This window comes from Candidatus Pelagibacter sp., assembly GCF_052049935.1.
GTDB lineage: Bacteria > Pseudomonadota > Alphaproteobacteria > Pelagibacterales > Pelagibacteraceae > Pelagibacter.
In genome coordinates, this window is sequence record NZ_JBNGZA010000006.1 from 81,183 (window position 1) to 91,049 (window position 9,867).

General features: G+C 25.8%; 12 protein-coding genes. 4 read left to right on the forward strand and 8 right to left on the reverse strand.

Annotated elements, in window-relative coordinates:
* Positions 1 to 17: 17 nt before the first annotated feature.
* The 4 genes from ACTT90_RS04180 to rpsF form a co-directional block, all read right to left on the reverse strand.
* Entirely contained in the window at positions 18 to 1,436 is a 1,419-nt protein-coding gene (locus tag ACTT90_RS04180) for a replicative DNA helicase (RefSeq protein ID WP_440937582.1), read from the reverse strand.
* A 68-nt stretch (positions 1,437 to 1,504) separates the two neighbouring features.
* Entirely contained in the window at positions 1,505 to 1,963 is a 459-nt protein-coding gene (gene rplI / locus ACTT90_RS04185; protein ID WP_440937583.1) for a 50S ribosomal protein L9, read from the reverse strand.
* Position 1,964: 1 nt separating this feature from the next.
* Complete coding sequence (gene rpsR, locus ACTT90_RS04190) at positions 1,965 to 2,237, reverse strand: 30S ribosomal protein S18 (protein ID WP_440937584.1); 273 nt, start codon at positions 2,235 to 2,237, stop codon at positions 1,965 to 1,967.
* Positions 2,230 to 2,586: a 30S ribosomal protein S6 gene (gene rpsF / locus ACTT90_RS04195; RefSeq protein ID WP_440937585.1), complete on the reverse strand. Its 357-nt coding sequence runs from the start codon at positions 2,584 to 2,586 to the stop codon at positions 2,230 to 2,232. The genes rpsR and rpsF overlap by 8 nt, the downstream gene beginning before the upstream one ends.
* A gap of 85 nt (positions 2,587 to 2,671) precedes the next feature.
* On the opposite strand from rpsF, the gene fabD reads away from it, so the two are divergent.
* The 4 genes from fabD to gmk are packed head-to-tail and all read left to right on the forward strand — an operon-like array spanning position 2,672 to position 5,262.
* On the forward strand, positions 2,672 to 3,598 hold the full coding sequence (gene fabD / locus ACTT90_RS04200; protein ID WP_440937586.1) for an ACP S-malonyltransferase: 927 nt from the start codon (positions 2,672 to 2,674) through the stop codon (positions 3,596 to 3,598).
* 2 nt (positions 3,599 to 3,600) lie between these two features.
* Positions 3,601 to 4,335, forward strand: coding sequence for a 3-oxoacyl-[acyl-carrier-protein] reductase (fabG, locus tag ACTT90_RS04205; protein ID WP_440937587.1), 735 nt, complete (start codon positions 3,601 to 3,603; stop codon positions 4,333 to 4,335).
* Positions 4,336 to 4,383: 48 nt separating this feature from the next.
* Positions 4,384 to 4,623, forward strand: coding sequence for an acyl carrier protein (locus ACTT90_RS04210; RefSeq protein ID WP_440930716.1), 240 nt, complete (start codon positions 4,384 to 4,386; stop codon positions 4,621 to 4,623).
* 6 nt (positions 4,624 to 4,629) lie between these two features.
* Positions 4,630 to 5,262 (forward strand): guanylate kinase, encoded by a 633-nt coding sequence (gmk, locus tag ACTT90_RS04215; RefSeq protein ID WP_440937588.1) that lies wholly within the window; start codon positions 4,630 to 4,632, stop codon positions 5,260 to 5,262.
* On the opposite strand, the gene rsmA is transcribed toward gmk, so the two are convergent.
* The 4 genes from rsmA to ACTT90_RS04235 form a co-directional block, all read right to left on the reverse strand.
* Positions 5,251 to 6,039 (reverse strand): 16S rRNA (adenine(1518)-N(6)/adenine(1519)-N(6))-dimethyltransferase RsmA, encoded by a 789-nt coding sequence (gene rsmA / locus ACTT90_RS04220; protein ID WP_440937589.1) that lies wholly within the window; start codon positions 6,037 to 6,039, stop codon positions 5,251 to 5,253. The genes gmk and rsmA overlap by 12 nt on opposite strands.
* A 3-nt stretch (positions 6,040 to 6,042) precedes the next feature.
* Positions 6,043 to 7,008, reverse strand: coding sequence for a 4-hydroxythreonine-4-phosphate dehydrogenase PdxA (locus ACTT90_RS04225; RefSeq protein ID WP_440937590.1), 966 nt, complete (start codon positions 7,006 to 7,008; stop codon positions 6,043 to 6,045).
* The gene (locus tag ACTT90_RS04230; protein WP_440937591.1) at positions 6,998 to 7,930 is read right to left on the reverse strand and encodes a peptidylprolyl isomerase; all 933 of its coding nucleotides are present in this window, start codon (positions 7,928 to 7,930) and stop codon (positions 6,998 to 7,000) included. Before ACTT90_RS04230 ends, ACTT90_RS04225 begins: the two co-directional genes overlap by 11 nt.
* Positions 7,931 to 7,932: 2 nt before the next feature.
* On the reverse strand, positions 7,933 to 9,867 hold a 1,935-nt coding region (locus ACTT90_RS04235; protein ID WP_440937592.1), incomplete at its 5' end, for an LPS-assembly protein LptD.

Sequence of the window (9,867 nt, forward strand, 5' to 3'; positions counted from 1 at the left end):
TCATTATATATTTTAAATTAGCTATTTTGAGTATCTTTAAATTTGGTATACATTGCCTCAAATTCAAGCATAATGTTACCAGTTGGTCCGTGTCTTTGTTTACCAACAATTATTTCCGCCAAATTCGAAACTTCATTCATTTTTGCTTGCCACTCAGCATGTTCAACAGTAGCAGGTCTTGGCTCTTTTCTCTCTAAATAATATGCTTCTCTATAAACAAACATTACAACATCAGCATCTTGTTCAATAGAACCAGACTCCCTTAAATCTGCAAGTTGAGGTTTTTTATCATCTCTTTGCTCAACAGCTCTTGAGAGTTGAGATAAAGCAACTACAGGAACTGATAATTCTTTTGCTATTGCCTTTAACCCTTGAGTAATTTCAGAAATTTCTTGGACTCTACCGTCTCTGTTATTTATTGAGCCTTTCATTAACTGAATATAATCAACAACAATCATGTCGAGCCCAAATAATCTTTTAATTCTTCTTGCTCTATTGCTCATAGCTGCAATGCTGATAGCTGGAGTTTCATCAATATATAGCGGCAGTTCTGCAATATTTTTTGAAGTTTCTATAAACTTATCAAACTGTTCATCAGAAATTCTTCCTCTTCTAATATCATTTGATTTTATTCTAGATTGTTCAGCTAAAATTCTTGTAGACAGTTGTTCAGAAGACATTTCCAGTGAAAAAAATGCTATTGAAGATTTTTTTCCACTTTCTTGAAGTTTTTGTGCTGCATTAAATGCTATATTTGTTGCAAGAGCCGTTTTACCCATTGAAGGTCTTCCAGCAATTATAATTAAATCAGATTGGTGTAATCCACCTAATCGATCATCTAAATCTTTTAAACCTGTAGGGACACCTACAATTCCCTCATCATTTTTATAGGCAGCAGATGCCATTTCAATAGTTTGCCTCATAGCTTCATCAAATTTAACCATTGATGAACTGAAAGAACCTTTTTCAGCCAAATCAAATAACAATCTTTCTGAGTTTTCAATAATATTTTGACCATTAACATCTAGGTCATTTAATTTTGCACTATCAATTGTCTGTTCTGAAATTTTAATTAATTCTCTTCTTACAAACATATCATAAATAATTTTTGAATATTCAATTGCTTGTCTTGAGGTTGTTGAAAACTTTGTAATTTTTACCAGATATTCTGGAACATTAATTTCATCTTTTTCATTTTCAAAATAATTTTTTAAAGTAATAGGATTTGCTAGCATCCCTTTATAAACTAGATTTTCAATTGCATTAAAAATTTTTTGATGCATTGGATCATAAAAATTAATACTCGAAATGATAGTATTTATCTCATCAAAAATTTCATTGGAAACAAGTATTGAGCCTATTACTGATTGTTCAGCTTCTATATTGTTTGGTAGCTCTTTAAAGTTTTCTTTAACAATTCCAATTTTACTTTCCATACCAGCAAAGTAACTTCAAAATAATCAAATTGATAATGTTATAATTTATTGGGGATAATTATGTATAATTATTGAATGGATTCTTCAGATATTACATTTACTACAATTTCAGTTTCTACTTCTGAATGTAAAAAAATTTTTACTTTAAATTTTCCTAAAGATTTGATCTCCTGTAAAGGTTGAATCAATGAAGGTTTTATCTCTAATTTTGTTTCTTCAAAAATAAGTTTCGAAATTTCTGTTGGTTTTACTGAACCATAAAGTTCTTTATTTTCAGTGCTTAGTTTTTTTATATTTAATTCTTTGTTTTCTAATTTTTCAGCTACTGATTTAGCTTCTTGTTTTTTTTCATTGTCTTTTTTTGATAAAGCAGATTTAATTTTTTCAACTTCAGTTACATTTTCTTTCGAAGCATAAAGAGCTTTTTTATTAGCTATTAAATAGTTTCTAGCAAATCCTCTTTTTACTTCAATTATTTCACCAATAGCACCAATTCTTTTAATATTTTCTAATAATATTACTTTCATTTTATAATAATGCTAAATTTCTAGCTCTTTTAATTGATAATGATAATTCTCTTTGTTTCTTTTGACTAACATTAGTAATTCTTGAAGGTAAAATTTTTCCATTTTCAGTAACATACCTTTTTAAAAGTTTGATGTTTTTGTAATCCACTTTTGGGGCACCCTTTACAGAAAGGGGGCATGTTTTTTTAAATTTATATTTATTTGGCTGAAAAATACTTAATTTAGCAAAGTTATTCTGCCTACCTTTTTTACTTGCACTTTGTCTTTTAGGCATTTTTAACTCTTTCTTTCTTTTCACTTTCTGATGACTCAGAAAAGTAATTTGTTTCTAAATCAAACTTTTTTACTTTTACAGTTAGATATCTTAGTAATTTTTTATCTAAAGCTTCATTTTTTTCAAGTTCGATAATCATTTTTCCATCACCTTTGATTTTAAAATGAATATAACTTCCTTTTTTATTTTTCTTAATTAAGTAAGAAAGGTTTATCAATCCCCAGTTTTCAGTTTTAATTATTTCGCCCTGGTTTTTTTCAACAATTTTTGAATATTTGTCCGTTAATTGTTCGATTTCACCTGGAGAAGTGTCTTGTCTTGCGATAATGGTGTGCTCGTATAAATTCATAAAATTCTTTAATAAATCGTGTCGATATACTATTATAATAATTAATTTACAATAGCTAATTAACTAAATTATTTAATATTTTCTTATGTTTTCAGTCATTTTTCCAGGTCAAGGATCTCAATTAATTGGTATGGGTCAAGAGTTTTATAACAAGTATCAATCAGTTAAAGATTTGTATAATGAAGCAAACGATATTTTGAATTTTGATATATCAAGAATGATCATGGAAGGACCAAAAATTGATCTTGATTTAACTATCAATACTCAACCAGCTATCTTTTTAGTTAGTTATTCTATTTTTCACGCAATCAAAAAAGAGCACAATATCAACTTAAATAATGGTAAATTTTTTGCCGGTCATTCTTTAGGTGAGTACTCAGCACTTTGTTGTGCAGGGTATTTAAAATTTTCTGATACTTTAAAGATCTTAAGATTAAGAGGTGAGGCTATGCAGAATTCTGTTCCTGAGGGCCAAGGAGGTATGCTAGCAATTTTAGGTACTACAACTGAGAATATTGAGAAAATATTATATGATAACCAAAAAGCCTTCACAGCACAAATTGCAAATGATAATTCTAATGGACAAATGGTAGTTAGTGGTAATCTAAATGATCTTGATAAGCTAATTTATGTATTAAAAGAAAATGGCATTAAAAATATAAAACTACCTGTAAGTGCGCCATTTCATTGCTCTTTAATGAATAAAGCATCAGAGACAATGAGAAATCATTTACATAATTTGAATTTTCAATTAGGTATTAATACCCTTATTTCCAATGTAACTGCCAATGAAGTTTCAGATCATAACAAGATAAAAGATTTACTAGTTCAACAAATTGAAAACAGAGTAAGATGGAGAGAAAGCGTCTTATATATGATAGAAAATAATGTAAATAAATTTATTGAAATAGGTCCCGGAAAAGTTTTGTCTGGTTTAATCAAAAGAATTAATAAACAAGTTAATGTCATTTCTATAAATTCAGAAGATGATATAAAGACCTTGGAAATTTAATTATGAATATTGAAAAAAAAAATATAATTGTAACTGGAGCTTCAGGAGGAATTGGTAAATCAATAGTTAAAAAACTTCATGAAAATGGTGCTAAAATATTAGCAACTGGAACTAACGAAGAAAAATTAAATAAACTTAAAAATGAATTAAAAGATATCGAAATTTTAAGTTTTGATATATCAAATCATGAAAAAATTGAGGAGTTTATTGAAAATGCAACAGCTAAACTTGGCGGTAATTTAGATTGTATTGTAAATAATGCTGGTATAACAAAAGACAATCTTACTATAAGGATGTCAATGGTTGAATGGAGTAAAGTGATTGACATAAATTTAACGTCAACATTTTTAATGAGTAAATTTGCAATAAAAAAAATGTTAAAAAATAAATCTGGAAAAATAATAAATATAAGTTCCGTTGTTGGACATACTGGAAATGTAGGACAAGCAAATTATACTGCCTCTAAAGCTGGGATTGTTGCTATGTCTAAAAGCTTAGCAATAGAGTATGCAAAAAAAAATATTAATGTTAATTGTGTGTCACCTGGATTTATTGGTACCGCAATGACAGATAAGATCGATGATAAATTTAAACAATTAATAATATCAAAAATTCCTGCTAACCGCTTAGGCAGTCCAGAAGATGTTGCAAATGCAGTACTTTTCTTGGCCTCATCATATTCAGATTACATAAGTGGAGAAACGATCCATGTTAATGGCGGATTGTATTTAGGTTGACAAAAAGACAATTTCAATTATTAACGAATTATAACAAAAGGGATAAAAATGTCTGAAGATATATCAAGCAAAGTAAAGAAAATTGTTGCAGATCACCTAGGTATTGATGAAGCAAAAGTTACAGAAGAGTCAAGTTTTATTGATGATCTTGGAGCTGATAGTTTAGATACTGTAGAATTAGTTATGGCTTTTGAAGAAGAATTCGGATCTGAAATTTCTGATAGTCAAGCTGAGAAAATCTTAACTGTAGGTGATGCAATAAAATTTATTGAAGGTAAAAGTAACTAAAATTTAATGTCCTTAGGAAAAGATGGGAAAATGGTGATTTTATCATCCCCATCTGGGGCAGGTAAAACCACCCTAGTAAAACTTCTTTCAGAAAGAAAAGAATTTCACATTTCTATTTCACATACAACAAGAAAACCTAGACCAACTGAAAAACAAGACAAAGATTATTATTTTGTTAATATTGAGGAGTTCAAACGTCTCATAAATAATGATGAACTTTTAGAGTATGCAAAAGTATTTAATAATTATTATGGTACAAGCCGATCACCAGTCATCAATTATTTAGAAAAAGGTGAAAATGTAATTTTTGATATTGATTGGCAAGGTGCTGATCAAATTAAAAATAAAAAACTTGATTATAAACTCATAACTTTTTTTATTTTACCTCCTAGTAAAGAAATTTTATTTGAAAGACTCTCTAATAGAGATATGCAAGATAAATTAATTGCAGAGGAAAGAATGAAAGAGTTTGGTAGAGACGTTTTGCATTGGATCAATTATGACTATGTTATCATTAATGATAATTTAGAAAAATGTTATAACAATATATCAGATTTAATTGATGCAGAATTTAAAGGTGGTCCAAAAAATTATGATAAACAATACATTAGAAACCATATAGAAAAACTAACTTCTTAATTTAGAGTAAATATTAGAAATTTTATAATAAACTTCTGGACTAATGTTTTGTGGCCTTAAATTTAAATCTAATTCCAATTCACTAGAAATATTTAAGTAATCTTCAAAGAGTTGTTTCAAAGGTTTTTTTATCATTTTTCTTCTTTGGTTAAAAAATACTTTTGTAATTGTTTCAAGATGTTTTACGTTATGTAGTTTATAAATTTTTTCTCTTAGCGAAAAATGTAAAATAGTACTATCTATTTTTGGTTTTGGGTAAAAACTATTAGGACTGACATCAATAATTTTTTTTATATCAAACATCCAGTTTGAAATAATTGATAGCCGGCCATAATTTGAGTTATTTTCTTTAGCAAGAATTCTTTGTGCCACTTCTTTTTGGAACATCAAAATTAAATCAGTAAAAATAACTCTATTATTTAATTTTAAAATCCAATTACAAATTATTTCTGTGGATATATTATAAGGAAGGTTCCCAAAAACTATAAATTTTCCTTTTAGATTTTTATTAACATTAAATTCAAGTATATCCTCATTATATATCAAAATTTTCTCTTTAAATTTTTCTTTTAAAGATAAACTTAGTTCTTTATCTTTCTCTACCACAATTAATTGGAATGGTTTTTTTTCAAGAATAAATCTTGTAAGATTACCTGTGCCTGGCCCAACTTCTAAAACATTAAAATCTTTAATCGCTTTTACTGATATTATTTTTTCAATGATGTTGTTATCTACAAGAAAATTTTGTCCAAGACTCTTTTTTGGTTTTATTTTCACTGATTAATTTAAAAATTTGATTGCCGCTAATAAACTTTTATAATTTGAGATATTTTTTCCTAGCATCTGATTATTTGGTCCATGATCAGGTGAAACTCTAATAAATGGCAATCCAAGAGTAATGTTGATAGCATCAAAATTATTTAGCGCTTTTGCAGGTGTTAAAACTTGATCATGGTACATACCTAATACAACATCAAATTTAGAAAGATTATTTTTCATAAAAAGACTATCAGTAGAAAAAGGTCCATCTATTTTTTTAAATTTTTTTTTTAACTTTTTTATTGCTGGCATAATTATCTTAGTTTCCTCATTTGATTTTTCTTCACTTTCACAATGAGGATTGAGCCCTGTAATAAAAATTCTTGGATCTATTTTAAAATATTTTTTAAAAAATTTTTTAATTAAAATTGTATTATTTATAATCTTATGTTGATTAATCCTTTTACTGACTTTTCTTAATGAAATGTGTGTCGTGAGCGGACTAACAGAAAAACTTTTTGAATAAATTAGCATAGCTACATTTTTTGATTTTGTCTTTTTAGATAGATATTCTGTAATTCCGTTATATTTGTAATTTAAAAAATCTTTTTTAGATATTGGTCCATTTATAATTCCAGCTATATCTTTATTTTTTGAAATATCTAAGCCAATATTAAATGAATTTTTTATATAATTTTTTGATGAGTTTGAAATTTTTGAAAAACAGTTGGAAAATTTAAAATTTACATTGATTATATTTATTATTTTTTTGAATTTTAAATCTTTAATTTTAAAATTTTTGTCAATAAGGTTAAATTTGAACTTATACTTTAGTACTTTCATTTGAGATTTAAAAAGATCATAAGAGCCTATTAATACAATTGGGTTTTTTGAATTAAATTTTTTTATTGATTTAAAAAATATTTCTGAAAAAATGCTAAAAGGTTCACCAGCAATAATAATAATTGGTTTAATTTTAGTATTCATTTATAATTTTTTTATTTTTGATTTTATTGTAATGAATTATAGAATAATTATTTAATTGATTATTTATTTCATATTGAATTGATTTTTCTAATTCTTTTTCTAAATTAATCTCATTTTTAACAAATTTTATGTCATCAACTTTTAATATAAGTGCACCAGAAGGAATAATTATAGGTTGAGACACTTCATCAATATTTAAATTTTTGATTTTATTTTTAATTCTGTTTGATAAAATATTTTCATTTACCCAATCAAGAGAACCCGAGTTTTTTGCAGAGTCTGATATACTATATTTTGCAACAATTTCAGAAAAGCTATTGGTTTTTAGGTCATTAAGTATTTGATCATATTTTAAATTAATTTCTTCTTTTTTATCAAAGGAAAATAAAATTTCAGTAAATTTGATAAATTTTTGTTTTTTTTTATTTTTTAATATTTCTCTTTCTAAATCTTTTTTATTTATTATTAATCTTTCATTATATTTTGAATAAATTAACTGATTCCACAAAGACTCGATTTCTATTTTCATATAGACATTTTTATATTTTAGCTTTTCATCATTTAAATAATTTTTAAATTTTTCCAAACTTTCAAACCCTAAATTTTTATAAATTTCCATAATTGTATTATCAAAAAATTGATTTTTCTGTCCTAGATCATAATATTTAAGAAGTTCAACTTTTTTTATATTTTCTCTAATCAAAGACTCTTTGGCAATCTTAGTGAGAGTTTCATTTTCTAAGTTTTGTAAATTTTTATTTAAAGCGATTAGATATCTTTTTTCATCTTCAAGATCAAAGTTAGTAATTATATCATTACCAATTTTAGCTATAATTTTAATTTCATTAGCTTTAGAAAATGTATGAATGTAGTTGAGCAAAAGAAATAAAAAAAAAAATAGGTAAAAATATCTTTTAATCATTGTTAATCTAAAACACTTTCAGTTTGAGTTGAGCCTAAAGGAATAATAGTTATTGTAAAAAATAAATCTTCAGATGGTTTGAGATAATTGTTAGTATAGTATTTTTTATTATATTTGATTGAGGCTGTTAAACAGTCATTTTTATATTCATAAATTAAATCATAAAACTCTGTAAGGTTGTCCTTTTTATTTTCTCTTGTTGAAAATTTAATTAGATTATTATTGTCAATAGTATAACCAATTGAGCTTTCGTAATAGCTTTCTTTACCAACAAGGTTATTTTCCTCATAAAAGGTAAAGTTACCAACAAAATTATTTACTTTCATTCTGTTTGTTAAATTGTGTAAGTTAACATTGTTTACATTTTTATCTAAAAGATAATTATAATTTAAGCTGAAAATATCGTTAGGATTAAATATCGCTTCACCTATAAAATCTGACTGTTTCTTCCCCAACGTACTTTTTGTTGGTAAATTTTCATCTAAATTATCTCTAAAAACAGCAGCTAATCTATGCTTAAAAAAAGTGTCGTTAGTGTTTTTGTTCTTTTTTTTCTTTTCATAATCTAGGCCAATAGTCAGTGAAGATCCTCCTTCAACGTTATCACTTTGTCCAATTCTATTAAAACTGAATACATTTCCAGCATTAAGCAAAGTTGCATTATCTCTTATGTTTTTGGTATCATTTGGACTATGACGAAATGACAGCTTAGGTGTTAAATAGTCAGAGGTGTTACCATCTTTTTTTATCAACGGTAAGGACAAATCATATGTAGAAAGATTTAATATCTCAGACTGAAATTCATTTTTGTATTTTGATGATTTCTCTCCTTCAGAATTAATGTTTTTAAGTACTGTTTTAAAATTATGAGTAATTCCAAATTTCGAGTTAAAACTATTACTTGATAACAATACATCATTAATTTGAACCCCTTCATAGATATTAGTTGCAAATTTTTTCTGACTTCCGCTTGATCTAAAATCAATATTATCGAAAATACTATTATTTAAAGAAACTAATTTTGATAAAGAATAATTTGGATATACAAATTCATATCTATCATTATTTGTTTTATTCATTGTTTCATATGACTCAACAGATATGTCTAAATTAAAATCATTTTTAGATGAAGAAAATTCAAAATGAGACTCTAAAATTTCTGTATCTTTTAAAATTGGGCTTGAAGATTCTAGGCTGTATTCTTTTATATAATTATCATTGGAGACTTTTTCTATATTTAAGATAATAGAACTTTCATCAAAATATGAATTCAAATTTTTTATAGACGAATTAGAAAAAAAATGAGTTCTTCTTCCATTCTTATTATCATCTTTATTTTTATTAATACTGAAATCAAAATTATGAGAAGAGTTTCTAGTTAATTTTCTATACTCATTCTGGAGCAAGAATTCTTCATGTGAAAAAATTCTGGGTGTAATAGTATAATCAGAGCTTTCTGATAAAGCATTAAAATAAGGTAATGTTAACGATGTACCTAGATTATTATTATTATTTACTCGAGGTGTTAAAAATCCAGACCTTCTTTTCACTGATGGGTCAGGATGAAAGAATTTTGGGAAATATAATATTGGTTTATCATAAATATGAAGCCAAGCATTTTTATAATGTATTTCTTCTTTATCTTTATAATGTATAATTTCTTTAGAGGTTATGTGCCACGGAGAACAATCTTTACTCATTTGACATGATGTAAAAACACCTTTTTGAATTAAAGTATTATTTCCACCATAAATAACTGAATTACCTTTTAGTCTTGGATCATTTTTAGAATTACCAAAGGTATCCTTTTTTAAATTTATTCTAATATTTTTTCCTAAGAGTTTTTTATCTTTAATATTTATAAACCCATCAGTAACAAAATAATTATTTTCGAGAAAATCTAAAATTTTAATATTTTTACCAACAATTTTATTTTC